This is a genomic window from Clavibacter sp. AC415, from assembly GCF_979252985.1.
The window spans coordinates 1-24,013 of record NZ_CEEDAR010000006.1; the positions used below are offsets into that span (position 1 = coordinate 1).

The 24,013-nt window shown below is 72.9% G+C and carries 22 protein-coding genes and 5 pseudogenes; 14 read left to right on the forward strand and 13 right to left on the reverse strand.

Annotated elements, in window-relative coordinates:
- Positions 1 to 566 precede the first annotated feature (566 nt).
- The 14 genes and pseudogenes from ACZ411_RS01840 to ACZ411_RS01905 all read left to right on the forward strand — a co-directional run bounded on the left by ACZ411_RS01840 (position 567) and on the right by ACZ411_RS01905 (position 11,266).
- Positions 567 to 1,217, forward strand: a complete 651-nt coding sequence (locus ACZ411_RS01840; protein ID WP_464168113.1) for a SagB/ThcOx family dehydrogenase — start codon at positions 567 to 569, stop codon at positions 1,215 to 1,217.
- Positions 1,210 to 1,620, forward strand: a pseudogene (locus tag ACZ411_RS01845) (ATP-binding cassette domain-containing protein); the annotation flags it as partial. The gene ACZ411_RS01840 and the pseudogene ACZ411_RS01845, both read left to right, overlap by 8 nt.
- Positions 1,621 to 1,871: 251 nt before the next feature.
- Positions 1,872 to 2,171, forward strand: a complete 300-nt coding sequence (locus ACZ411_RS01850; protein WP_464168229.1) for a hypothetical protein — start codon at positions 1,872 to 1,874, stop codon at positions 2,169 to 2,171.
- A complete protein-coding gene (locus tag ACZ411_RS01855; RefSeq protein ID WP_464168220.1) occupies positions 2,168 to 2,995 on the forward strand; it encodes an ABC transporter permease in 828 nt (275 codons plus the stop codon). The genes ACZ411_RS01850 and ACZ411_RS01855 overlap by 4 nt, the downstream gene beginning before the upstream one ends.
- Before the next feature lie 101 nt (positions 2,996 to 3,096).
- The gene (locus ACZ411_RS01860) at positions 3,097 to 4,182 is read left to right on the forward strand and encodes a sugar phosphate isomerase/epimerase family protein (protein WP_464168222.1); all 1,086 of its coding nucleotides are present in this window, start codon (positions 3,097 to 3,099) and stop codon (positions 4,180 to 4,182) included.
- A complete protein-coding gene (locus tag ACZ411_RS01865; protein WP_464168115.1) occupies positions 4,179 to 5,117 on the forward strand; it encodes a TolB family protein in 939 nt (312 codons plus the stop codon). Before ACZ411_RS01860 ends, ACZ411_RS01865 begins: the two co-directional genes overlap by 4 nt.
- 147 nt (positions 5,118 to 5,264) lie before the next feature.
- The gene (locus tag ACZ411_RS01870) at positions 5,265 to 6,293 is read left to right on the forward strand and encodes a TerC family protein (RefSeq protein ID WP_464168117.1); all 1,029 of its coding nucleotides are present in this window, start codon (positions 5,265 to 5,267) and stop codon (positions 6,291 to 6,293) included.
- Between the two features lie 222 nt (positions 6,294 to 6,515).
- A pseudogene (locus ACZ411_RS01875) lies at positions 6,516 to 7,287 on the forward strand (response regulator transcription factor).
- Between the two features lie 86 nt (positions 7,288 to 7,373).
- Positions 7,374 to 8,948, forward strand: coding sequence for a sensor histidine kinase (locus ACZ411_RS01880; RefSeq protein WP_464168225.1), 1,575 nt, complete (start codon positions 7,374 to 7,376; stop codon positions 8,946 to 8,948).
- Position 8,949: 1 nt separating this feature from the next.
- Entirely contained in the window at positions 8,950 to 9,231 is a 282-nt protein-coding gene (locus ACZ411_RS01885; RefSeq protein WP_464168119.1) for a hypothetical protein, read from the forward strand.
- A 128-nt stretch (positions 9,232 to 9,359) separates the two neighbouring features.
- Positions 9,360 to 9,824, forward strand: coding sequence for an amino-acid N-acetyltransferase (locus ACZ411_RS01890; RefSeq protein ID WP_464168121.1), 465 nt, complete (start codon positions 9,360 to 9,362; stop codon positions 9,822 to 9,824).
- Between the two features lie 100 nt (positions 9,825 to 9,924).
- A complete protein-coding gene (locus tag ACZ411_RS01895) occupies positions 9,925 to 10,593 on the forward strand; it encodes a hypothetical protein (RefSeq protein ID WP_464168123.1) in 669 nt (222 codons plus the stop codon).
- Between the two features lie 121 nt (positions 10,594 to 10,714).
- The gene (locus tag ACZ411_RS01900; protein ID WP_094116692.1) at positions 10,715 to 10,873 is read left to right on the forward strand and encodes a zinc transporter permease; all 159 of its coding nucleotides are present in this window, start codon (positions 10,715 to 10,717) and stop codon (positions 10,871 to 10,873) included.
- A gap of 78 nt (positions 10,874 to 10,951) precedes the next feature.
- Positions 10,952 to 11,266, forward strand: a complete 315-nt coding sequence (locus ACZ411_RS01905; protein ID WP_104290181.1) for an ArsR/SmtB family transcription factor — start codon at positions 10,952 to 10,954, stop codon at positions 11,264 to 11,266.
- A gap of 84 nt (positions 11,267 to 11,350) precedes the next feature.
- Here the strand turns inward: ACZ411_RS01905 and radA are convergent.
- The 13 genes and pseudogenes from radA to ACZ411_RS01970 all read right to left on the reverse strand — a co-directional run bounded on the left by radA (position 11,351) and on the right by ACZ411_RS01970 (position 23,999).
- A pseudogene (radA, locus tag ACZ411_RS01910) lies at positions 11,351 to 12,713 on the reverse strand (DNA repair protein RadA).
- A gap of 42 nt (positions 12,714 to 12,755) precedes the next feature.
- Positions 12,756 to 12,932 carry a hypothetical protein gene (locus ACZ411_RS01915; protein ID WP_464168128.1) on the reverse strand — a complete coding sequence of 59 codons (177 nt, stop codon included), beginning with the start codon at positions 12,930 to 12,932 and terminating at the stop codon, positions 12,756 to 12,758.
- Between the two features lie 40 nt (positions 12,933 to 12,972).
- The gene (locus ACZ411_RS01920) at positions 12,973 to 13,338 is read right to left on the reverse strand and encodes a hypothetical protein (protein ID WP_464168130.1); all 366 of its coding nucleotides are present in this window, start codon (positions 13,336 to 13,338) and stop codon (positions 12,973 to 12,975) included.
- The gene (locus tag ACZ411_RS01925; protein ID WP_464168132.1) at positions 13,335 to 14,603 is read right to left on the reverse strand and encodes a HipA domain-containing protein; all 1,269 of its coding nucleotides are present in this window, start codon (positions 14,601 to 14,603) and stop codon (positions 13,335 to 13,337) included. The genes ACZ411_RS01920 and ACZ411_RS01925 overlap by 4 nt, the downstream gene beginning before the upstream one ends.
- Complete coding sequence (locus tag ACZ411_RS01930; protein WP_464168134.1) at positions 14,600 to 14,872, reverse strand: helix-turn-helix transcriptional regulator; 273 nt, start codon at positions 14,870 to 14,872, stop codon at positions 14,600 to 14,602. The genes ACZ411_RS01925 and ACZ411_RS01930 overlap by 4 nt, the downstream gene beginning before the upstream one ends.
- A 269-nt stretch (positions 14,873 to 15,141) precedes the next feature.
- Complete coding sequence (locus tag ACZ411_RS01935; protein ID WP_464168136.1) at positions 15,142 to 15,924, reverse strand: SGNH/GDSL hydrolase family protein; 783 nt, start codon at positions 15,922 to 15,924, stop codon at positions 15,142 to 15,144.
- A gap of 56 nt (positions 15,925 to 15,980) precedes the next feature.
- Positions 15,981 to 16,686: pseudogene (locus tag ACZ411_RS01940) on the reverse strand (response regulator).
- Entirely contained in the window at positions 16,683 to 19,226 is a 2,544-nt protein-coding gene (locus ACZ411_RS01945; RefSeq protein WP_464168138.1) for a DUF4118 domain-containing protein, read from the reverse strand. The pseudogene ACZ411_RS01940 and the gene ACZ411_RS01945 overlap by 4 nt, the downstream one beginning before the upstream one ends.
- 32 nt (positions 19,227 to 19,258) lie before the next feature.
- Positions 19,259 to 19,843: pseudogene (kdpC, locus tag ACZ411_RS01950) on the reverse strand (potassium-transporting ATPase subunit KdpC); the annotation flags it as partial.
- A 55-nt stretch (positions 19,844 to 19,898) separates the two neighbouring features.
- Entirely contained in the window at positions 19,899 to 22,067 is a 2,169-nt protein-coding gene (gene kdpB, locus ACZ411_RS01955) for a potassium-transporting ATPase subunit KdpB (protein ID WP_464168140.1), read from the reverse strand.
- Positions 22,064 to 23,740, reverse strand: a complete 1,677-nt coding sequence (gene kdpA, locus ACZ411_RS01960; protein WP_464168142.1) for a potassium-transporting ATPase subunit KdpA — start codon at positions 23,738 to 23,740, stop codon at positions 22,064 to 22,066. Before kdpA ends, kdpB begins: the two co-directional genes overlap by 4 nt.
- Complete coding sequence (gene kdpF / locus ACZ411_RS01965; RefSeq protein WP_317229615.1) at positions 23,740 to 23,844, reverse strand: K(+)-transporting ATPase subunit F; 105 nt, start codon at positions 23,842 to 23,844, stop codon at positions 23,740 to 23,742. Before kdpF ends, kdpA begins: the two co-directional genes overlap by 1 nt.
- Positions 23,841 to 23,999 (reverse strand): hypothetical protein, encoded by a 159-nt coding sequence (locus ACZ411_RS01970; RefSeq protein WP_172407224.1) that lies wholly within the window; start codon positions 23,997 to 23,999, stop codon positions 23,841 to 23,843. Before ACZ411_RS01970 ends, kdpF begins: the two co-directional genes overlap by 4 nt.
- Positions 24,000 to 24,013: the final 14 nt, after the last annotated feature.

Consider the following 24,013-nt stretch of genomic DNA (forward strand, 5'->3'; position numbering starts at 1 on the left):
ATCCCCGTCGACGTCCCGCACCCGTTCCCGTGAGGGCGGCCCCCGCCCCCGTCACCGTCCCGCAGCCCCGTCCGCGCGCCGGCGGCGCGCATCCCGCCGGCACCACCAGGAGGACCACATGAGCATCATCGGCATCGGCACGGCGCCCGCGAGCGCCCCGGCGGACGGGCGGGAGGGCGATGCGCCGAGGCGCCCCGTCGCCGCACCCGAACCCGGACCCGATCCCGCTGCGGTGGACGCGCACGAGCCTGCGCCTGCGCCCCGGCCTGCGCCCGCGTCCGCGTCCGCGTCCGCGTCCGCGTCCGCCGGCAGCGTCGGCCCGATCTTCAGCGTCGGCGGCGCCGTCGAGCGCCGGGCGGGCGATCTCGCCGAGGACTTCCACGAGGCGTCCAAGATCACGCGCATCACCCACCCCGGCTGGACCGACGTGCGCTACGCGCAGCAGCTGGCGCAGGAGGCGCAGGGCATCGACGCGGGTCCGGGCGGCGCCACGAGCGCGCCCCGCCTGCTCCCGGCGCTCCCGCTCCCGCCCGCGCTCCCGCTCCCCGCACGCGCTCGGCGCGACGATGGCGGCGCGGCGCTCGGCGGATCCCGAGGAGCTCGCGGCCCCCGTCCCGCTCGCGGAGCTCGCGACGGTGCTGCGCCTCGCGTACGGGCCGCGCGCGGCCGGCGGATCCGGGAGGTTCGTGCCCTCGGCCGGTGGCCTCTACCCGCTCGACCTGCACGTCGTGGTGCGGGCGGCGGAGGGGCTCGTGGCCGGCATCCACCAGCTCGATCCGCTCGAGGAGACCCTCGTCGACGTGTCCGGGCTCGACCGCGCCGGGAGGCTCGCCCGCTTCCGGAGGGCCGCACCGACGGCCATGGCGCCCCTCGCCGAGCAGGCGGCCGTGACCATCGTGATCACCGGCAGCTTCGAGCGCTCCCGCACGAAGTACGGCCTGCGCGGCTACCGGCTCACCCTGCTGGAGGCCGGTCACGTCGCGCAGAACGCGCTGCTCGTGGCGACCGCGCTCGGGCTGCCCTCGATCGGATGGGTCGGCTTCGTCGACCACGAGCTCGACGCCGTGCTCGGGCTCGACGGGGTGACGCAGTCGTCTCTCTACGCGATCTCGATGGGCGGGCGCCCAGAGCCCGACGTGCCCGCGCACCCCGAGTACCCGCACGCGGCGACCGCCGGTGCGCGACACCCTGACCTGGAGGAGGCGGCACATGGCTGATGCGGTGGAGCTCGACGGGATCACCCGGGCCTTCGGGCGCACGCGCGCGCTCGACGACGCGTCGTTCGCGCTCGCCCCGGGCCTCGTGCACGCGCTGCTCGGGCCGAACGGATCCGGCAAGACGACGGCCATCGACGTGCTCACCGCCACGCGCCGCCCGGACGCCGGGCGGGCGCGCGTCCTCGGCCACGACGTGCGGCGCGGCGGGCCCACGGCGGCGCTGGTCGCGGTGATGCCGCAGGCCCTCGCGTTCCCCGAGTACCTGACGGTGCGGGAGGTGCTGGCGCTCGCCCTCGTGCCGCACGCGGCCGCCCTCACGCCGGCGGTGGCCGTCGACCGCTTCGGACTCGGGGCGCTCGCGGGCCGGCAGACCGGCGGCCTCAGCGGCGGCGAGCGCCGGAGGGTCGCCCTCGCCTGCGTCGTCGGGGCGGGCACCCCGGTCGTGGTGCTCGACGAGCCCTCGGCCGCGCTCGACATCCCCGGCCGGGCTGCCGTGCGCGACGCCATCGCCGCCGTCCGCGACTCCGGGCGCACGGTGCTGCTCGCCTCGCACGACATGGAGGAGGTGGCGGCGCTCGCCGACACCGTGGTGTGCCTCGACCACGGGCGCGTGGTGGGCCACTGGACCGCCGCCGACTTCCGGGGCTCGCCGGCGTGCGCCGCGTCTCCTTCGACGCCACGCCGTCGGAGGCGCGCGACCTCCGCTCGGCGGGCGCGGTCGCCGCATCCGGGGACGAGCCGCGCGAGGGCGAGCGGATCCGGTGGGTCGTCGACACGGACCGGTCGGACGCGGTCGCCGGTCTGGTGCTCGCCGCGGTCCCGCAGCCCTCCCTCACGGTCGTCGAGCCGGGGCTCGGCGAGATCGTCGAGCGCGTGCTGGCAGGAGGCGCGGCCGGGTCGGGGACGTCCTCGCCGCCGTCGTCGGCATCGGATCACGCGGGATGCGCCCGATGACCGCGCGCGCCTCCTCCTCATCGGCCTCGGCGTCCGCATCCGCGACGGCGCAGCACGTGCCCGCCCGCCCGACCGGGCGGCGGCGCCTCGCGATCTACCGCGCGCACGTGGTGAGCGAGCTCGCCCAGAACGCGCGGATGCCGGCCTTCGTCCTCCCGCTCCTCGCGTATCCCGTGCTCATCTACGCGGTCGTGGGGCTGCCGCAGGGCGGGTCCCCGAGCGCGCGGCTCAGCGTGCTGCTCGGGTACGTCCTCTTCTCCGTGCTCGGCACGGTCACGTTCCAGTTCGGGGTCGGGGTCGCGTCGGCACGGGAGTCGCCCTGGGAGCGGTGGCTGTTCACGGCGCCGGTGCCCGCGTGGATCCGCCTGGCCGCGAAGCTCACGGTCGCCTGCGTCTTCGGGATCGTGTTCGTGATCCCGGTCGTCGCGCTCGGCATCACCGCCGGGGGCGTGCGCGTGGACGCGGCGACGCTCGCGGCCGTCGCGCTCGCCGTGCTGGCCGGCGCGGTCCCGATGGCGCTGCTCGGGCTCGCCATGGGGTACTGGTTCCCGGCCCGCGGGGCGCTCGGGCTCGCGAACCTCGTGTACCTGCCGCTGTCGTTCGCCGGCGGGCTGTTCACGGGCGGCGACACGAGCGGCACGCCCTGGGAGTCCCTCACGGTCCTGCTGCCGACGGGCGCGTGGAGCGCCCTGACGAGCGCCGCGGCCCGGGGGGACACGGCGGCTGCGGGCGTCCCCCTGCTCCTGCTCGCGGCGTGGGCGCTGCTCCTCGGCGGCATCACGCTCGCCGGCTACCAGCGCACGCAGTCGGCGAACTTTCGCTGAACCCGACCCGTGGCGACGCGCGGCCCGGTGTGTACCGTGGATCCCACGCGCCGTCACCGGATCCGCGTCACCGCCACCGTCACCGCCGACGAGAGGGAGCCATGCCCCAGATCACCACCCCCGTAGCGCTGTTCACCGGCCAGTGGGCCGACCTGCCGCTGGAGGAGGTCGCCCGTCTGGCGAGCGGCTGGGGCTTCGACGCCCTCGAGATCGCCTGCTCGGCGGAGCACCTCGACGTGTGGCGGGCCGCCGAGGACCCGGCCTACCTCCGGGGTCGCCTCGAGATCCTCGAGCGCCACGGACTGCAGGTGCACGCGCTCTCGCAGCACCTCACCGGCCAGGCCGTCTGCGACGACCCCATCGACTTCCGCCACCAGGGCATCCTCCGCTCGAAGGTGTGGGGCGACGGCGAGGCCGAGGGCGTCCGGCAGCGTGCCGCCGAGGAGCTGAAGCTCACCGCGAAGGCGGCCGCCGGCCTCGGGGTCACCCGCGTCACCGGCTTCACCGGGTCCCGCATCTGGCCGTACGTCGCGATGTTCCCGCCCGTGCCGGAGTCGGTGATCGACGCCGGCTACCAGGACTTCGCCGACCGCTGGAACCCGATCATCGACGTGTTCGACGACGAGGGCGTGCGGTACGCGCTCGAGGTGCACCCGAGCGAGATCGCGTACGACTACTGGACCACCCGGCGCACGCTCGAGGCCATCGGCCACCGGCCGGGCTTCGGGCTCAACTGGGACCCGAGCCACATGATGTGGCAGGGCATCGACCCCGTGGGCTTCCTCCTCGACTTCGCCGACCGCATCTACCACGTGCACGCGAAGGACACCCGCGTCACCACCGACGGCCGGGGCGGCCGGCTGGGATCGCACCTCAGCTGGGGGAACCCCCGGCGCGGGTGGGACTTCGTCTCGGTCGGCCACGGAGACGTGCCCTTCGAGCGCGCGTTCCGGGCGCTGCGCAGCATCGGCTACGACGGTCCCGTCTCGGTCGAGTGGGAGGATGCGGGGATGGACCGACTGCACGGAGCCCCCGACGCCCTCGCGAAGGTCCGCTCCCTCCTCTGGCCGACGCCCGACAGCCTCTTCGACTCCGCGTTCGCCGCGAACCGCGACGACGCGGAGGACGTAGAGGGCACGGCGGGCACGGCATCCGCGCCGCCTGCCGGCACCGGATCGGCCGCGTGACGCTCCGCGACGGCCAGCTGGCCCGTCTCCTCGTCGTCGACGTGGAGACCGGCGCCGAGCGCATGGTCGCCGAGTCGGCCGTGCTGCACATCGAGGCGCCCAACTGGACGCCGGACGGGCGGTGGCTCGTCGTCAACGCGGAGGGCGGCCTCCGGCGGCTGCCGGCGCCCGCGGCGGAGGAGCCGGATCCGGACCTGCCCGAGCCCGCGGTCGACTTCCAGGCGGTCGACCTCGGCGGCGTGCCGCCCATCAACAACGACCACGTCATCTCGCCCGACGGCGAGCACGTCTACGTCTCCGGGCGCGACGGACACCTCTACGACGTCCCGTGGAACGGCGGCGCGGGAGGCGCGGGTCGGCGCATCACGGCGGACCGTGATCCGGCCCTCGGCTTCAAGAACTACCTGCACGGTGTCTCGCCCGACGGCACCGTGCTCAGCGTCATCGGCGGCCAGGTCGACGCCCGCGGCGAGTGGACCACGAACATCCACCTGGTGCCCGTCGACGGAGGCCCCATCACGCAGCTCACCGACGACGGGTTCCCCGACGACGGCGCCGAGTTCTCGCCCGACGGAGAGTGGCTGTACTACAACTCCGAACGCGGATCCGACCTGCCGGGCCACGCTCAGCTGTTCACGATGCGCATCGACGGCACCGACGCGCACCGGTTCACCTCCGACGAGCGCGTCAACTGGTTCCCCCACCCGTCGCCGGACGGCGAGCACATCGTCTACGTGAGCTTCCCTCCGGGCACGCTCGGGCATCCCGCCGACCGCGACGTGATCCTCCGCCTCATCGACCGGCAGAGCCACCGCACGCGCGACATCGCGGCGTTCCCGGGTGGTCAGGGCACCCTCAACGTCACGAGCTGGGCACCGGACTCGCGCCGGTTCGCGTACGTGGCCTACCCGTTCGAGGCCCCCAGCCTGACCTGACGGGTGCCGGGCGCGCCGGTGCGCAGGAGCCGTCGAGCGTAGGCGCAGGCATTTCCCCGGGTTGAGGGTCCACCCGCATGGGATCATGGGGCTTCCTCGCGCCACCCGCCGTCCCGATATCCCGTCGGCCTCATCCCGGAGACCCCCGTGAACATCACCACGACCACCTGGCTCATCACGATCGCGGTCACCATCGCGTTCTTCGTCTACGAGTTCTTCACCCACGTGCGCAAGCCGCACGAGCCCACCATCGGCGAGTCCGCCCGCTGGTCGGCGTTCTACATCGGCCTCGCGCTGATCTTCGGCGTCGGCATCGGCTTCACGAACGGGTGGGGCTACGGCGGCGAGTACTTCGCCGGGTACCTCACCGAGAAGGCCCTGTCGATCGACAACCTGTTCGTGTTCCTGCTGATCATGACCGGGTTCGCCGTGCCCCGGAAGTACCAGCAGAAGGTGCTGATGATCGGCATCGTCATCGCGCTCATCATGCGCGCCGGCTTCATCGCGCTGGGTGCCGCGCTCATCGAGAACTTCTCCTGGGTCTTCTACATCTTCGGCGCGCTCCTGTTCGTGCTCGCGTACCAGCAGCTGAAGGGCGACCACGGCGGCAACGCGGCGGACAACATGTTCGTGCGCGTCGCCCGGCGCATCCTGCCGGTGCACGACGAGTTCGTCGGCGACCGCTTCACCACGAAGATCGACGGCAAGCGCTTCGTCACCCCGCTGCTGCTCTGCGTCATCGCGATCGGCTTCGTCGACCTGGTGTTCGCGCTCGACTCGATCCCCGCCATCTACGGCCTCACGAACGAGGCGTACATCGTGTTCACCGCGAACGCCTTCGCGCTCATGGGCCTCCGCCAGCTGTACTTCCTCATCGGCGGCCTGCTCGAGCGCCTGGTGTACCTGTCGCAGGGGCTCGCGGTCATCCTCGCGTTCATCGGCCTCAAGCTGGTGCTGCACGCGATGCACGTCAACGAGCTGCCCTTCATCAACGGCGGCGAGCCGATGCTGTGGGCGCCCGAGATCCCGATCTGGTTCTCGCTGCTCTTCATCGGCGCGACCATCACGGTCGCGACGGTCGCCAGCCTCGCGAAGACCCGCGGCGACAAGCAAAAGGGCGACCGGAAGACGGTCGAGGGCGAGCCCGTCACCCGCGCCACGGAGGACAAGCACTAGCCCTCGGCACCTCCGCACGACCACGGGCCCGGCGCGTCATGCGCCGGGCCCGTCGTCGTCCACACGGAATCCGCGTCGATCGCGCCCGGCCCGACGCAATGGTCTCGACAGGCGGACAGGCGGACAGGCGGACAGGTGGACAGGTGGCCGGCCACCACGCGGCCGACGGCCCCGAGCGGCATCATGGGCGCCTCATGGCCGGCTCATAGGATCCTGTGGAGGATGGTCCTCGTGACCACGACACCGCCCTCCGGCTTCCAGCCCGCCGCCGCCCCGCAGCCCCGCCTCACCCGTGCCGACGGGTCGCCCATCCGGGTGCTCGTCGTCGACGACGAGGCGTCCCTCACCGACCTGCTGCAGATGGCGCTCCGCTACGAGGGCTGGGCAGGTGCGCACGGCGGCCGACGGGCAGCAGGCGCTCGCCGCCGCCCGCGAGTCCAAGCCGGACGCCGTGGTGCTCGACATCATGCTCCCCGACCTCGACGGCCTCCAGGTGCTGTCGCGGCTGCGGGCCGAGGCGCAGGACATCCCCGTGCTCTTCCTCACCGCGAAGGACTCCCTCGACGACCGTCTCGCGGGCCTCACCGCGGGCGGCGACGACTACGTGACGAAGCCGTTCAGCCTCGAGGAGGTCGTCGCGCGGCTCCGCGGCCTCATCCGCCGCTCCACGCTCGTCGTGAGCGACAGCGTCGACCCGGTGATCCGGGTGGGCGACCTCACCCTCGACGAGGACAGCCACGAGGTCGCGCGCGGAGGCGACCCCGTCGAGCTCACGGCGACCGAGTTCGAGCTGCTGCGCTACCTGATGCGGAACCCGCGCCGTGTGCTCAGCAAGCTGCAGATCCTCGACCGGGTGTGGAGCTACGACTTCGGCGGGAAGTCGAGCGTGGTCGAGATCTACATCTCCTACCTGCGCCGCAAGATCGACGCCGGCCGGAACCCGATGATCCACACGGTGCGCGGCAGCGGCTACATGCTCAAGGCCGCGGAGTGACCGCGCCGCGGGGCACCGTGCTGCAGGGCAGCGGGCTGAAGGGCACCGCGCCGCTGCAGGCGCGGCTGGTCGGCGCGGCGAACGGCATGACCCTGCGCCGCCGGCTGGTCCTCAGCGTGGTGGGCCTCCTGGCGCTCGCGAGCATCATCATCGGCGCGGTGAGCATCCTCGCGCTGCAGGCCTCGCTGGAGCGGCAGGTCGACCAGCAGCTGAGCGCCACGGCGTCGCGCTCGCAGAGCTTCGTCGACCGGGATCCGGACGACTACGGCAGCTTCCCCGGCGCCCCTCCCGGTGGCCTCGGCGCCTTCGGCCAGCAGGTCGGGACGATCAGCGCGACCATCGTCGGCGGCGTCGTCTCGGGCGGCTACATCGCCGACCGCGGCGCGGCCGAGGGGGAGCCCGACGGCGCCGGCGCCGTGGAGCTCACCGCCCGGCAGAGCGAGCAGCTGCAGAGCGTCGCGACCGACGGCGTGCCCCGCACGGTCGACCTCGGCGGTGCGCTCGGCCGCTACCGCCTGGTCGGCGAGACCTCCTCCACGGGGGCGACCATCGTGACCGGCCTGCCGCTCAAGCCCGCCGACGACGTGGTGGAGCAGCTCATCGTCGTGATCTCCGTGGTCGCCGCCATCACGCTGGCGCTCGCCGCGTTCGTCGGCGCGCTCATCGTGCGGCGCGCGCTCCGCCCCCTCGACCGGGTCGTCGCCACCGCGACGCACGTGGCCGCGCTGGAGCTCGACCGCGGCGACGTCGCCCTCGAGGCCCGCGTCCCCGCATCCGACACCGACGAGCGCACCGAGGTGGGCCGCGTCGGCGCCGCGCTCAACGGGCTCCTCGGGCACGTCTCCGCGGCGCTGTCGTCGCGCCAGGCGAGTGAGGCGAAGGTGCGGCGGTTCGTCTCGGACGCGAGCCACGAGCTGCGCACGCCGCTCGCCTCCATCCGCGGCTACGCCGAGCTCACCCGTCGAGGACCGCACCAGCTGCCCGAGGACGTGACGCACTCGCTGTCGCGCATCGAGTCGGAGTCGGTGCGGATGACCACGATCGTCGAGGACCTCCTCCTGCTCGCCCGCCTCGACGAGGGGCGGGAGCTGGAGTCGGATCCGGTGGACGTCACCCGGATCCTCCTCGACACGGTCGGCGACGCGAGCGCGGCGGGCCCCGACCACGACTGGGGGCTCGACCTCCCGGAGGAGCCCGTCACGGTGCCCGGCGACGACGCCCGGCTCCGGCAGGTGGTCGTCAACCTGCTCGCGAACGCCCGCACCCACACGCCGTCCGGCACGCGCGTCGTCGCGTCGCTCGCGGTCGAGGGCCGCGGTCCGGATGCGCATGCCGTCATCCGCGTGACCGACGACGGCCCCGGCATCCCCCCGGCCCTGCAGGAGAACCTGTTCGAGCGCTTCGTGCGCGGCGACGGATCCCGGGCCCGCGCCACGGGCGGCACGGGACTCGGCCTCGCCATCGCGCAGGCCATCGTCGCCGCGCACCACGGTGCGCTGTGGGTGGAGTCGGAGCCCGGCCGCACCGTCTTCGGCGTGCGGCTGCCGCTCGAGCGCCGGGCGGCGCCGGCGCGCGACGCGTCGGGCCCCGGCGCCGCCTCCTGGGCGCCGCCGACCGGTGCGCCCGTGACGGGTCGGCCGGGCCCGACCGCGGCGGGCTGACGTGGATCCCGTCCGCCGCCTCCTGTTCTGGCTGCGCGTGCCGTTCGTCGCGGACGCGGCGCTCGTGGTCGTCGGCATCGCGCTGCTGGTCGGCGGCGACGGCGTCGGCTGGTGGGTGCTCGTGTTCGCCGGGCTGCGCGCGGTGGTGGGCGTGGTGGCGATCGTGTGGATCGCGCCGCGGATGATCGCGCGGCTCGACCCCGGCGACGGCAGCGACAGCGACCCCGGCCGCGGCCGCGACGCCGAGCCGCCCGCTCCGGACGCGGGAACCGCCCGTCGATAGGCTGGACACCGGATCCGCGCCCCCGAGCCGCGGTCCGAGAGGGTCGTCATCGTGAGCGCAGAGCCAGTCGTCGTCGAGTCCGCGGAGCCCACGGGGGCATCCGCGTGCGACGTGCGCGCACGGGCGACGTGCCCCGGATCCAGCAGCTCGTCGAGCCGCTCGTGATGGAGGGCATCCTCCTCGGCAAGGACCTCGTGGTGCTCTACGAGAACGTGCAGGAGTTCCGGGTCGCGGTCGACGCGTCCGGCGAGGTCGTCGGCTGCGGCGCGCTGCACGTCATGTGGGAGGACCTCGGCGAGATCCGCACCCTGGCCGCCGCGCCGCAGACGCGCGGCACCGGCGTCGGCCACGCGCTGCTCGAGCGCCTCGAGGACGATGCCCGCGAGCTCGGCCTCAGCCGCCTGTTCTGCCTGACCTTCGAGGTGGGGTTCTTCACCCGGCACGGCTACCACGAGGTCGCGGAGTCGATCATCGCGCAGGAGATCTACTACGAGATGCTCCGCTCGCACGACGAGGGCATCGCCGAGTTCCTCGACCTCTCCCGCGTGAAGCCGAACACCCTCGGCAACACGCGCATGCTCAAGGCGCTCTGACCCGTCCCGCGCAGGGCCGGGGAATGCCCGGAGCCCGGAGGCACGCGAGCGGCGGGCGCGCCGACCCGGCCGCGCGGGCGCGCGACCGTACCCTGGCGTCATGTCCTCGACCTCGCCCGGAGGCCGCCCGTCCGCGGCCGTGTACCGCCGCCGCCGTCTCGTCGCGCTGCTCGTCGTGGTGGCCGTCATTGCGGTCATCGTGATCATCGTCTCGAACCTCGGCCGCGGCTCGGCCGACACCGCGGCCCCCGGGGCGACCCCGAGCGCGGAGGCCGCCCCGGACGGCGACTCCGGCGACTCCGTCGGGGAATCGCCGGCCACGCCGACCCCGAGCGCGAGCGCCGGCACGGAGACGAACGCCGACGGCTCCTGCGCGGTCGGCCAGCTGACGGTCACGCCCGTCACCGACGCGGCGTCCTACCAGGCCGGCGTCCTGCCGAAGCTGTCGTTCACGGTGACGAACACCGGCATGGAGCCCTGCACCGCGAACCTCGGGACCACCACGCAGGTGTTCACCGTCTCCAGCGGATCCGACGTCTACTGGCGGTCGACCGACTGCCAGACGGGCGCCGAGGACGCCGAGGTGGAGCTCGCGGCGCGCACGCCGCAGACGTCCTCGCCGTTCGAGTGGTCGCGCCAGCGCTCGTCCACCACCACGTGCCAGGAGGCGGAGCGCCCGGCCGTGCCCGCGGGCGGCGCGACCTACACGCTCTCGGTCGAGGTCGCGGGCGTCGAGAGCGCCGAGCCGAAGTCCTTCCTCCTGTACTGACGCGCCGCCGCCGCCGCCGCGGTCGCGATGCGCACATGACGACGGTTCTCGATTGGATGCACGCATTGCAATCCATGCATGTGTCTGTCATCCTGGCGGTCCACCCACGGAAGGACGCACCATGACCGACACCACCGAGACGCACGCCGAGCACACCGTCGCCGAGCACCAGCACGGCGCCGACTGCGGCCACGAGACGGTCACGCATGACGACCACGTCGACTTCGTCCACGACGGCCACAAGCACGCCGAGCACGGCGACCACTACGACGAGCACTGATCCGACGCGCCGCACGTCGCGACGACCGACGAGGACCCGGCCGCGAGGCGGGGTCCTCGTCGTCGTAGGATCGACCAGATGACCTACCCACCCGCCGGCTTCGAGCAGGCAGCAGACCTCTTCAAGGTGCTGTCGTCGTCGTCGCGGCTCGGCCTCCTGGGGCTCCTCTCGGCGCGGCAGATGACCGTGTCGGAGCTCGTCGAGGAGTCGGGGCTGTCGCAGCCGCTCGTCTCGCAGCACCTGCGCGTCCTGCGGGCGTCGGGTCTGGTGACCGTCGAGCGCACGGGGCGGATCGCCCGCTACGAGGTGACCGACACGCACGTGACGCACGTGGTCGACGACGCCGTGGCGCACGTGCGCGAGCACGCCGCCGGATCCGCCGCGCAGGTCTGACCGGATCCGCCGCGCAGGTCCGGCCGGCGGCGCGACGCCGGTCGCAGGTCTCAGCCGTGGACGCCCCTCGCAGCGGCGCGGGGCTCAGAACGCCTCGTCGAGCTCCTTCTCGCGCTCGCTCCTCGCGAGGGAGAACGCGCGCCCGAGAGCGGAGAAGAGCGGCCCCCACTCGGCGTCGACGATCTGAGTGAAGCCGAGCCGGCGGGCCTCCGCCGCGCGCTGCGGCGCGGAGGTGACGCCGCGGATCTCGCCCGCCAGGCTGATCTCGCCGAACGCGGCGAGGTCGTGCGGCATGGCCTTGCCGTTGACGGCGGAGACGAGCGCGACGGCGATGGCGAGGTCGGCCGCGGGCTCGGTGAGGCGCACGCCGCCGACGGTGGAGACGTACACGTCGCGGTCGGAGAGCCGCACGTTGGCGCGCTTCTCCAGCACGGCGAGCAGCATGGCGACGCGCGACGCGTCGACGCCGTTCACCACCCGGCGCGGCTGCGGCGCCTTCGTGTCGACCACGAGGGCCTGCACCTCCACGGGGAGGGCGCGGCGGCCCTCCATCGCGACGGTGACGCAGGTGCCCGAGACCGAGTGGATGCCGCGCGAGAGGAACATGCCGCTCGGATCCGGCACCTCGACGATGCCGTCGCCCGCCATCTCGAAGCAGCCGACCTCGTCGGTGGGCCCGAAGCGGTTCTTGAGCGCGCGGATGAAGCGCAGCGACGTCTGGCGGTCGCCCTCGAACTGGCACACGACGTCGACCAGGTGCTCGAGGAGCCGCGGGCCCGCGATGGAGCCGTCCTTCGTGACGTGGCCGACGAGGAGCAGCGGCAGGTCGCGCTCCTTGCAGACGCGGATGAGCGTGACGGCGACCTCGCGCACCTGGCCGGGGTGGCCGGGCAGGCCGTCCGAGGTGCTGCTGGAGACGGTCTGCACCGAGTCGACGATGAGGAGGTCGGGGGACACCTGCTCGATGTGGCCGAGGATGGTGCCGAGGTCGGTCTCCGCGGCGATGAGGAGCGACTCCTGCAGCCCGCCCGTGCGCTCGGCGCGCATGCGCACCTGCGCGACCGACTCCTCGGCCGTGACGTAGAGGACCTTCGCGCCCTTCGCGGCGGCGCGGGCGGCGACCTCGAGCAGCAGCGTGGACTTGCCGACGCCGGGCTCGCCGCTCGATGAGGATGGCCGCGCCCGGGACGATGCCGCCGCCGAGCACGCGGTCGAGCTCGCCCACGCCGCTCGGCATGTGGCTGGCGGACGCGGTGCCGACGTGCATGATGGACCGCGCCTGGCTCGACCCCGCGGGCGTGAGCGGGGTGACGCGGCCCGCTGCGGCGGGCGTCTGGGACACCTCGGCGACGGTGTTCCAGCTCTGGCACTCGGCGCACCGGCCGACCCACTTCGGCGTCGTCCACCCGCACTCCGAGCAGCGGTACGTGGAGTGGGTGCGGGCCATGCGGGGGACTCTACCGGCGGGCACCGACACGGCCGGACGGGGTCAGGGCCGGGTGCGGCGACCCGTCGTGCGCACGAGCATGAGCACGGAGACCGCGAACGCGACGGCGGGGATCCAGGCCGGGCGGACGGCCCCCGTGACCAGCAGCGCACCCGAGACCAGCCCGATCACGAGCCAGAGGGTGCCGGTGGGGCGGGCGTCGCGGGTGTCGTCGGCCATGGATCCACCCTACGGAGGCGCATCCGCGGGACGCCAGGGGTCAGCGCCCTGCCACCTCCAGCGCCCGCACGGTCGCGGGGAGGAACGGCAGGAACGCGCTCGCCCACACGCGGTAGCCGCGGTCGTTGGGGTGGAAGAGGTCGCCCGCGGCCTGGGTGATGGCGAGCACCGCCGTCTGGCGGCGCGTGATGCGGTGCAGCGGCGCGATGCGGAGGCGGCGGTCGGTCGCGAGGCGGCGGACGATCTCGTTGGCGACCCGCACCTTGCGCTCGCTGGCCGGGAAGTGGAAGCACGGCAGGTCGGCGACGACGGTGGTGGGCGGGACGCCGTCGAGGATCCGGCCGACACGGCTGGGCGGCGGGATCCCGAGCCCCGCTATCGGGCGAGGGGGCGGGGGGCTCTTCATGGCGACCAGCCGCGGTCTCGCGACATCCGCGCTATGCCGTTGGCGATCTCTGCTGCGTGTTCTCGTCCCCCACCCGCCTCCCCGACATCTGCGAGGGCATGCGCGAAGGCCTCGGCCAAGCCTCCACGGATTCGGCTCACGGATTCACTCGCTCTGTCGGTGGAGATCCCGATCGTACGAGCGGCTTCGAGGAACTGCGGTAGTCCGATCGCGTTCATGCGCCGTTCGCCGCCTACCGTCACGGAGGATTCGACAGGTTGGGCGCCGGCGTAGAGCACATTCGATCCGAGGTCATAGAGGGGAGCCATCTGCGTCTGCGGTCCTGAGTGCAGCAGCGAATAGTTCTTCGAGTGTGCATCGGTGTTGACTGACACCACAGAGAACACGAGCGCTTCGAAGTACTCCGTCTGCGCTTGCTGGCGGTAGGCGATGGGCATGCGCTTCAGAAGAGCGGCGATGTCCCCGACGCCCGGACCGCCGTCGGATTGGTACTTCATCGCCGGATCCACGCTGAGAGCCTGTGCGAAATCCTCTTGATGAAGCCGGTGCAAGCCGTTCGGCGTCCGCATGCGGTCATAGCGGCGGCTGACGAAGACGTGGTGACCGCGGCTCGTGGTGAATGCTTTGTGGTCGGCTACTCGAAGGCCCAGATGCTGCGCGGCCCGCATCGTCATGAACTCATTCACATCGTGACGGCTGTCAGGCCCGGCAGGTTTGAGGATGTGGGTCGTCGGGGTCGCGTCCTCCGGTGCGCCCCAGAGTCCGGTCGCATCGTCGAGATGGAGAGCGACTTTCGGTTGTGCTCCCGCGAGGCTCCATCGGATGTCATCGTGGTTGCGTTGCCATGTTCCTGCATCGCGTACGATGTCTGCGATCAGCTCCTCGAATTCCTGTTCGTCGAACAATCGCACGGCACCCTGACTCGAGGCCGCCTCGTCTGATTCGGCGCTGGCGGGTAGCAGCTGGAGAGCGCCAGCCGTATCGCGCCCTACATGCGTCAGCAGGGCGAATGGGTTGGAGGCCGAAGTGTGGTGGCGTGCCGCTATGGCGTCGAGGGTAAGTGCGTTGTCGGGAAGAAGGCCCTTCAAGAACGGTGCCACGATCTTGTTCCGATAGGTGGCACCTGGGACCAGGGGCATGGATATGGAGAGAGGCGTGGCATTCGTAGGGAGATCTTGGTCGTAGGTGAACTCGATCTGGCCGCCGGGGGTCTGACGGACCATGCCCGTGCGTTGACCGTCGATGTACGCGATGAGCTCTCTCATGAACGCGGATCCGTGAAGTGACCGTCGCTCAGTGGAAGCGCTTCGGTGTCAGCGGACGCTTCTGTGACGACGAGTTCCAGGTTCAGGATGCGCATCAAGCCCAGGACTCGGTCGAGGGATGGGTTTGCCATCTTCCCGGTCTCGAATCGATTGAGCCACTGTCGTTCAACACCTGCTCGCTCGGCCGCGTCAGCCTGGGTCATGTTGGTGCGCAACCGAGCAAGGCGCACGCTCGCGCCGAGCTGAGCTGCCGAGAACACGGCGTTCATCGTCACTCCCCTTGTACGGATCTTCGTACTCCGTCCATAGTACGCGTATTCGTACATGTGCGGAAGTACGCATAACCGTACTTCCCGAGGTGTACGAACTCCCATGCACGAGCCGCCAGATCACTGGTCTGACCACGCAGTCGGAGAGGCGAGGTTCCCTTCACGCTCTTCAGGGTATTCACGCTCTTCACGCTCAAGGCCGGGCCGGCGACAGCTCGCATCAGGGGAGAGCTGTGCGCAACGCGATGGTCTGCCAGGTCCCCGCCGGGTCAGCGCCCTGCCACCTCCAGTGCCCGCACGGTCGCGGGGAGGAACGGCAGGAACGCGCTCGCCCACACGCGGTAGCCGCGGTCGTTGGGGTGGAAGAGGTCGCCCGCGGCCTGGGTGATGGCGAGCACCGCCGTCTGGCGGCGCGTGATGCGGTGCAGCGGCGCGATGCGGAGGCGGCGGTCGGTCGCGAGGCGGCGGACGATCTCGTTGGCGACCCGCACCTTGCGCTCGCTGGCCGGGAAGTGGAAGCACGGCAGGTCGGCGACGACGGTGGTGGGCGGGACGGCGTCGAGGATCCGGCCGAGGTCGCGCTCGAACGCGACGGGCTCGAACGCGGCGATGTCGTTGGCGCCGATCGCGAGGGTCACCACGTCGGGCTGCAGCTTCGCGAGGCGGGGGAGCTGGTGGTCGATGAGGTCGGCGACGCGGGCGCCCGAGACGCTGAGGTTCACGGTGCGGACCGTGCGGCCGCTGAGGGCCCGGATGCGGTCGGCGAGGATCCCGACGTAGCCGTTCACGGGCCGGCTCGCGCCGATGCCCTGCGCGGTCGAGTCGCCGAGCGCGACGTAGAGGAGGTCGCCGTCGACCTTCGCCTGCTCGCGCCACCAGGCGGAGTTCACGGGGAGCGTCTCGTTGAGGACCGCGGCGCGCTCGCGGCGGCCGGCCTCGAAGCGACGGGGGACGACGAGGGCGGCGGCGGTGAGGCCGCCGAGGGCCGCGGCGGTGGAGGCGATGACGGCGGCGGGTCGGACGGCGGGCTTGCGGGTGGATCTCGTGGGCACCCCGGGAGCCTACGCGCGTGAAGCCGGGAGCCGACCGGCGTGCGGCTGGGCGTCGGCTATGCGTCGCCCGGCGCCCGCCCCGCCCCCGCGGGCACGAAGCGGTACCCCATCCCGGGGTCCGTGAGCAGGTGTCGCGGGTGCGACGGATCCGGCTCGAGCTTCTTGGCGCAGCTGGGCCACGTAGAGGCGGAGGTACCCGCTGTCGTTCACGTGGGTCGGTCCCCAGATCTCGGTGAGGAGGGTCTGCCGGGACACCAGCCGGTCGGGGGCCCGGACGAGCAGCTCGAGCACCTGCCACTCGGTGGGGGTGAGGCGCACCCGCTGGTCGCCGCGCGTGACGACGCGGGCGGCGAGGTCGACGGTCACGTCCGCGAACGCGACGACGGCGGAGCGGTCCTCGTCGGGGGCGGCGCGGCGGCCGAGGGCGCGGATGCGGGCGAGCAGCTCGTCGATGGAGAACGGCTTGGTGACGTAGTCGTCCGCGCCGGCGTCGAGCGCCTCGACCTTGTCGGCGGCGCCCGAGCGGCCGGAGACCACGAGGATCGGCGCGGTCGACCAGAGCCGCAGCGCCTGGATCACCTCGACGCCGTCGAGCCGCGGCATGCCGAGGTCGATCATGTAGAGGTCGGGCTTCTCGGCGACCGCGAGGCGGATGGCGGCGGCACCGTCGTCGGCCGTGAGGATCTCGTAGCCGAGGCTCGTGAGGGTGATGCGCAGCGCCCGGAGGATCTGCTGGTCGTCGTCGGCGATGAGGATCCTCACGCGGGCACCTCCGACCCGGGCGTCGCGGCGGCGGCGCCGGCCAGGGGCGCGTCGGGCGCGGATCCCGCCCGGCACTCCGGCAGCGCGACCACCATCGTGAGCCCGCCGCCGGGGGTGTCCTCGGCGGTGAGGGTGCCGCCCATGCCCTCGGTGAATCCCTTCGAGAGCGCGAGGCCGAGACCGAGGCCCGACGCGTTGTCGGTGTCGCCGAGCCGTTGGAAGGGCACGAACATGTCGTCGCGCCTCTCGGGGGCGACGCCGGGGCCGTGGTCGACGACGCGGATCTCGACCGCCGCCGCGAACGCGCTCGTGCCGAGCCGGACCGGCACCCCGTCGGGCGCGTGCCGGACGGCGTTGCTCAGCAGGTTCACGATGACGCGCTGCAGGAGGCCCGGGTCGGCGACGGCGCCCGGGAGGTCGGGCGCGAGGTCGAGCACCACGTCCGCGGGCCCGAGGTCGAGCTCGTCGAGGGCCGCGAGCACGACGTCGTCGAGGTCGACGTCCATCAGCCGCACGCCGAGCACGCCGGCCTGCACGCGGCTCACGTCGAGGAGGTCGGTCACGAGGTCGGCGAGCGTGCCGAGGCTCTCCTCCGCGGTGGCGAGCAGCTCCTCGCGGTCGCCGTCGGCCCAGTGCACGCCGGGCGAGCGGAGCGCGGTGACGGCGGCGGTCGCGGCGCTCAGCGGGCGGCGCAGGTCATGGCTGACCGCCGAGAGGAGGGCGGTGCGCACGCGGTCCGTCTGCGCGAGCGGGCCCACCTCGCGCGCGGTGTCGGAGAGGTCGCGGTGCTCGAGCGCGGCGTCGAGCTGCGTGGCGATGACCCGCAGGAGCCGCCGACCGGACGCCTCGAGGTCGCCGCCGAAGAGGGTGAGCACGCCGCGGGATCCCACGGGCACGTCGGTCGACGCGGCCCCCGTCACGACGCCGTCCCACGCGATCGTCTCCCCGCGGTCCACGAGCCGCACCCCCTGCAGGCCGAACGCCTCCCGCGTGCGGCTGACGAGCGCGTGCACGGCGCCGTCGCCGCGGAGCACGGACCCGGACACGGTCGCCAGGAGCTCGGCCTCGGCGGCCGCACGGCGGGCGAGGCGCGTGCGGCGGGCGGCCTGGTCGACGATCCAGCTGACCAGCAACGCGATGACCACGTAGAGCACGAGCGCGAGCAGGTGCAGCGGCTCGTCGACGGTGATCGTGTACAGCGGGTCGATGAAGTAGAAGTCGAGGGTGACGCCCGAGAGGACCGCCGCGAACAGGGCCGGCCAGATGCCGCCGACGAGCGCCACGAGCACCACGAGCAGCTGGTACGAGAGCACGTCGCTCGTGATGGAGTCGTCCGAGCGGGTCGCCGAGAGCAGCCAGGTGAGCAGCGGGCCGCCGACGAGCGCGAGGAGCGCCCCGAGGACCCGGCGCCGCATGCTGAGCGCGCCGCCGCGGATGCGCGGCAGCCGGAAGCGCCCGCCCGCGGCCGCGTGCGTGACGATGTGCACGTCGATGTCGCCCGACTCCCGGATCACCGTCGCGCCGATGCCGGGACCGGTCGCGGCGGCGGCGAGGCGGCTCCGGCGGCTCACGCCGAGCACGAGCTGCGTCGCGTTGGACGCCCGCGCGAACTCCACGAGCGCCCGCGGGATGTCGTCGCCGACGACCTGGTGGTAGCTGCCGCCGAGCGAGTCGACGAGCGCGCGCTGGCGGGCGAGGGCCTCGGGGTTGCCGGAGCGGAGGCCGTCCTGGCTCGAGACGTGGACCGCCATCAGCTCCCCGCCGGCCGAGCGGGCCGCGATGCGGGCGCCGCGGCGGAGCAGGGTCTCGCCCTCCGCCCCGCCGGTGAGCGCGACGACCACGCGCTCGCGGGCCTCCCAGCGGGCGTCGATCCCCTTCTCGTCGCGGTACGCGGAGAGGGCGGTGTCGACCTCGTCGGCGAGCCAGAGCAGGGCGAGCTCGCGGAGGGCCGTGAGGTTGCCGAGCCGGAAGTAGTGGGAGAGGGCCGCGTCGATCCGCTCGGCCGGGTACACGCGCCCGCCGGCGAGCCGGTCGCGCAGGGCCTCGGGCGCGAGGTCGACGACCTCGACCTGGTGCGCCTCGCGGAGCACGCGGTCGGGGATGGTCTCGCGCTGCGGGACGCCCGTGATCTTCTCCACCACGTCGTTGAGCGAGGCGATGTGCTGGATGTTGACGGTGGAGATCACGTCGATGCCGGCGTCGCGGAGCAGGCCGACGTCCTGCCAGCGCTTCTCGCTGCGGCCGCCGGGCGCGTTCGTGTGGGCGAGCTCGTCCACCAGCGCGATGGCGGGCCGGCGGGCGATGACGGCGTCCACGTCGAGGTCGGTGATCTCCACGCCGCGGTGCGACACCTCGCGCCGGGGCAGGACCTCCAGCCCCTCGAGCATCGCGGCCGTGGCGACGCGGCCGTGGGTCTCCACGACCGCGACCACCACGTCGGCGCCCTCGTCGCGGAGCCGCCGGCCCTCCTCGAGCATCGCGTAGGTCTCGCCCACGCCGGGCGCCGCGCCCAGCAGCACCCGCAGTCGCCCGCGCTTCATGGATCCTCTTCCTCGCCCGCGTGGTGCGGGCCTCAGCCGCCGAGGCCGGCGAGCGCGATGTTGAGCTCGAGCACGTTCACGGTCGGCTCCCCGAGGTAGCCGAGGTCGCGTCCCTGGACGTGCTCCTCGACGAGGTCCGCGACCTCCTGCTCGGGGATGTCCCGGGCCCCGGCGACGCGGGCCACCTGCAGGCGAGCGTATTCCGGGCTGATGTGCGGGTCGAGCCCGGAGGCCGACGCGGTGAGCGCGTCGGCCGGGATCGTCGCCGGATCCACGCCGTCGGACGCGGCGATGGCCGCCTTCCGCTCCTCGATCGCGGCCACGAGGTCCGCGTTCTCGGGCCCGAGGTTGCTGCCGCTGGAGGCCGAGGCGTCGTAGCCGTCGCCCGCGGCGGAGGGCCGGGACTGGAACCATTCGGGGAGGGCGGTGCCGTCGGCGTCCTGGAAGGACTGGCCGATCAGCGAGGATCCGACGACCCGGCCGTCGACGGACACGAGCGAGCCGTCCGCCTGCGCGGGCAGGGCGAGCTGGCCGACGCCCGTGACGACGGCCGCGTAGCCGACGCCGAGGACGACGGTGAGGACGGCCATCGCGCGGACGGCGACGCCGGCGGTGCGGAGGGGGACTGGCGGGGGAGGGCATGGTGCTCCTTCTGTTCTGGGGGCGCGGGGATCAGAAGCCGGGGATCAGGCTGACGACGAGGTCGACGAGCTTGATGCCGAGGAACGGCGCGACGACGCCGCCGACCCCGTAGACCAGCAGGTTCCGGCTGAGCACCTTCGAGGCGCTGAGCGGCCGGTACGCGACGCCCTTCAGCGCCAGCGGGATGAGCGCCACGATGACGAGCGCGTTGAAGACGATCGCGGAGAGGATCGCGGACGCCGGCGAGTGCAGCTGCATCACGTTGAGCACCGCGAGCTGCGGGAAGACGCCCGTGAACATCGCGGGGATGATCGCGAAGTACTTGGCGACGTCGTTGGCGATGGAGAACGTGGTGAGCGCACCCCGGGTGATGAGCAGCTGCTTGCCGATCCGCACGATGTCGATGAGCTTCGTCGGGTCCGAGTCGAGGTCGACCATGTTGCCGGCCTCCTTCGCGGCCGACGTGCCCGTGTTCATCGCGACGCCGACGTCGGCCTGCGCGAGCGCGGGCGCGTCGTTGGTGCCGTCGCCGGTCATGGCGACCAGGCGGCCGCCCTCCTGCTCCTTCCGGATGAGCGCGAGCTTGTCCTCGGGCGTCGCCTCGGCGAGGTGGTCGTCCACCCCGGCCTCGGCCGCGATGGCGCGGGCGGTGAGCGGGTTGTCGCCCGTGATCATCACCGTCCGGATCCCCATCGCGCGCAGCTCCGCGAAGCGCTCCTTCAGGCCGTCCTTGACGACGTCCTTGAGGTGCACGACCCCGAGCACGCGGCCGGCGCCCGCCGGGTCCTTCACGGCGACGACGAGCGGGGTGCCGCCGCCGTTCGAGACGGACTCGACGACCTCGGTCAGCTCGGCGTGCAGGGACGACGGCAGCGGACGCCCGCCCTCCTCGAGCCACGCGATGACGGCGGACGACGCGCCCTTGCGGACGACCGTGCCGTCGGACAGGTCGACGCCCGACATGCGGGTCTGGGCGGTGAACGGCACGTCGACGCCGCGGGGCAGCGTGCCGGTGTCGAGGCCCTGCGCGACCGCCAGGTCGACGACGCTCGAGCCCTCGGGCGTCGGATCCGCGAGCGACGACATGGCCGCGGCCCGGGCGAGCTCCTCGGCGCCCGTGCCGTCGACGGCCACGAGCTCGCTCGCGCGGCGGTTGCCGTAGGTGATGGTGCCGGTCTTGTCGAGGAGCAGCGTCGTCACGTCGCCCGCGGCCTCGACCGCGCGGCCGGACATCGCGAGCACGTTGCGCTGCACGAGCCGGTCCATGCCGGCGATGCCGATCGCCGACAGCAGCGCGCCGATCGTGGTGGGGATCAGGCAGACGAGCAGCGCGATGAGCACCGGCACGCTCACGGTCGCCGCCGAGTACGAGGCGATCGGGTTGAGCGTGAGCGCCACGATCACGAACACGATCGTGAGGCTCGCCAGCAGGATGTTCAGCGCGATCTCGTTCGGCGTGCGCTGGCGCGACGCGCCCTCGACGAGGCCGATCATGCGGTCGACGAAGGTCTCGCCGGGCTTCGAGGTGATGCGCACGACGATCCGGTCGCTCAGCACGCGGGTGCCGCCGGTGACGGCGCTGCGGTCGCCGCCGGACTCGCGGACGACCGGCGCGGACTCGCCCGTGATGGCCGACTCGTCGATGGAGGCGATGCCCCACACCACGTCGCCGTCGCCCGGGATCGACTCGCCGGCGACCACGACGACCACGTCGCCGAGGGTGAGGTCGGCGCTCGACACCTCGCGCAGCTCCGTGCGCTCGGCGCCGGGATCCCCGGATGCGTCGTAGGACGCGACGACGTGCGCCATCGTGCTCGTGCGGGTCTTCCGGAGGCTGTCGGCCTGCGCCTTGCCGCGGCCCTCGGCCACCGACTCCGCGAGGTTCGCGAAGACGACCGTGAGCCAGAGCCACAGGGCGATCCCGGCCGTGAAGGTCGCGGGCACGGCGCTGCCGCCCGAGCTGCCGGATCCGCCCGTGAAGGGCTCCGCGATCGCGAGGACCGTGGTGAACGCGGCGCCGACCTCGACGATGAGCATCACGGGGTTCCGCCGCATCAGCCGCGGGTCGAGCTTCCGGAACGCGCCGGGGATCGCCTCGGCGAGCTGGCGGGCGTCGACGGCGCGGGCGCGCGACGGCTTCGGGTCGGCCGCGGGCGACGCGGCCTCGCGCGGCTCGGCCTCGGGGGTGATGGTGGTCATGACTGCAGCCCTTCCGCCAGGGGACCCAGCGCGAGAACGGGGAAGTAGGTGAGAGCGGTCACGATGACCGTCACCCCGATGAGGAGGCCGACGAACTGCGGCCGGTGGGTGGGCAGGGTCCCCGCCGTGGAGGGGATGCGGTCCTGCGCCGCGAGGGACCCGGCGAGCGCCAGCACGAGCACGATCGGCAGGAACCTGCCGAGCAGCATCGCGACGCCGAGGGCCGTGGTGAACCAGGGCGTGTTCGCGGTGAGGCCGGCGAACGCGGATCCGTTGTTGTTGGCCGCCGAGGTGAACGCGTAGACCACCTCGGAGAGGCCGTGGAGGCCCGGGTTCCAGATGCTGGTGCCCTCGACGTCGGCGCGCACCGCCGGGATCGCGAAGCTCAGCGCGGTGCCGGTGAGCACGAGGACCGGCGTGACGAGGATGTAGAGGCTCGCGAGCTTGATCTCCCGCGGCCCGATCTTCTTGCCGAGGTACTCGGGCGTCCGGCCGACGAGGAGGCCTGCGACGAACACCGAGATGACGGCGAGCACGAGCATGCCGTACAGGCCGGATCCGACGCCGCCGGGGGCGACCTCGCCGAGCATCATGTTGAGCATCGGCATCATGCCGCCGAGCGCCGTGTACGAGTCGTGCATCGAGTTGACGGCGCCCGTCGAGGTGAGCGTCGAGGTCGATCCGAACAGCGTCGAGAGCACGATGCCGAAGCGCTGCTCCTTGCCCTCCATCGCGCCGCCTGCCGCCGTCGGCGCGGAGCCGGCGCCCTGCAGCTCGAAGAGCGTCAGGAGCGTGAAGGAGGCGAGGAAGATCGTGGCCATCACGGCCGCGATCGCGGTGCCCTGGCGGGTGTCGCCGACGAGCTTCCCGAAGGTGCGGGGGAGCGAGAACGGGATCAGCAGCATCAGCAGCACCTGGAACGCGCTCGTCCACGCGGTCGGGTCCTCGAACGGGTGCGCGGAGTTCGCGTTGAAGAACCCGCCGCCGTTCGTGCCGAGCATCTTGATGGCCTCCTGCGAGGCCACCGGCCCGCCCGGGATCGTCTGCGTGCCGCCCGCGAGCGTCTGCACGTCCGGGAAGCCCGCGAGGTTCTGGATGACACCGCCGGCGATGAGGACCACGGCGGTGACGAGCGAGAGGGGGAGGAGGAGGCGCAGGGATCCGCGCATCAGGTCGACCCACATGTTGCCGATGGTGCCGCTGCGCGTGCGGGCGAATCCGCGCACCAGCGCGATGGCCACCGCGATGCCGACCGCCGCCGACACGAAGTTCTGCACGGCGAGCCCGGCCAGCTGCACCGTGTAGCCCATGGTCGCCTCGGGCGAGTACGACTGCCAGTTCGTGTTGGTGACGAACGAGACGGCGGTGTTGAAGGACAGGCCCTCGGGCACGGCGGGGAGGCCGAGCGCGTAGGGGAGGAGGGCCTGGAGGCGCTGCATCCCGTAGACGACGAGGACGCCGGTGAGCGAGAACGCGAGCACGGCGCGGAGGTAGGCGGGCCAGGTCTGCTCGGAGCGGGGGTCGACGCCGACGATGCGGTAGAGGAGCCGCTCGACGCGGGTGTCGTGGGGCGACTCGTACATGCGCGCCATCAGGTCGCCGAGGGGGCGGTGGACGAGCACGAGGACGAGGACCACGGAGGCGACCTGGAGGACGCCGGCGAGCGCGTCCATCAGAACCGCTCGGGGCGGATCAGGGCGTACACGAGGTACACCACCGCGGCGATGCCGAGCACGGCGGCGGCGAGGCCGGCCGCGTCGGCGAAGGAGGTGATCACAGCTTCTCCACCCCCCGGCCGACGAGGCCGACGAGGGCGAACAGGACGATGGCGCCTGCGATGTACACGAGGTCGAGCACGGGGATCCTCCGGTGAGGGGTGCCGCGCCCGGTCGGACGCGGGTGCCCGGCGGGGCACGAGGCACCACTAGACACCTCGGGATCGGGCG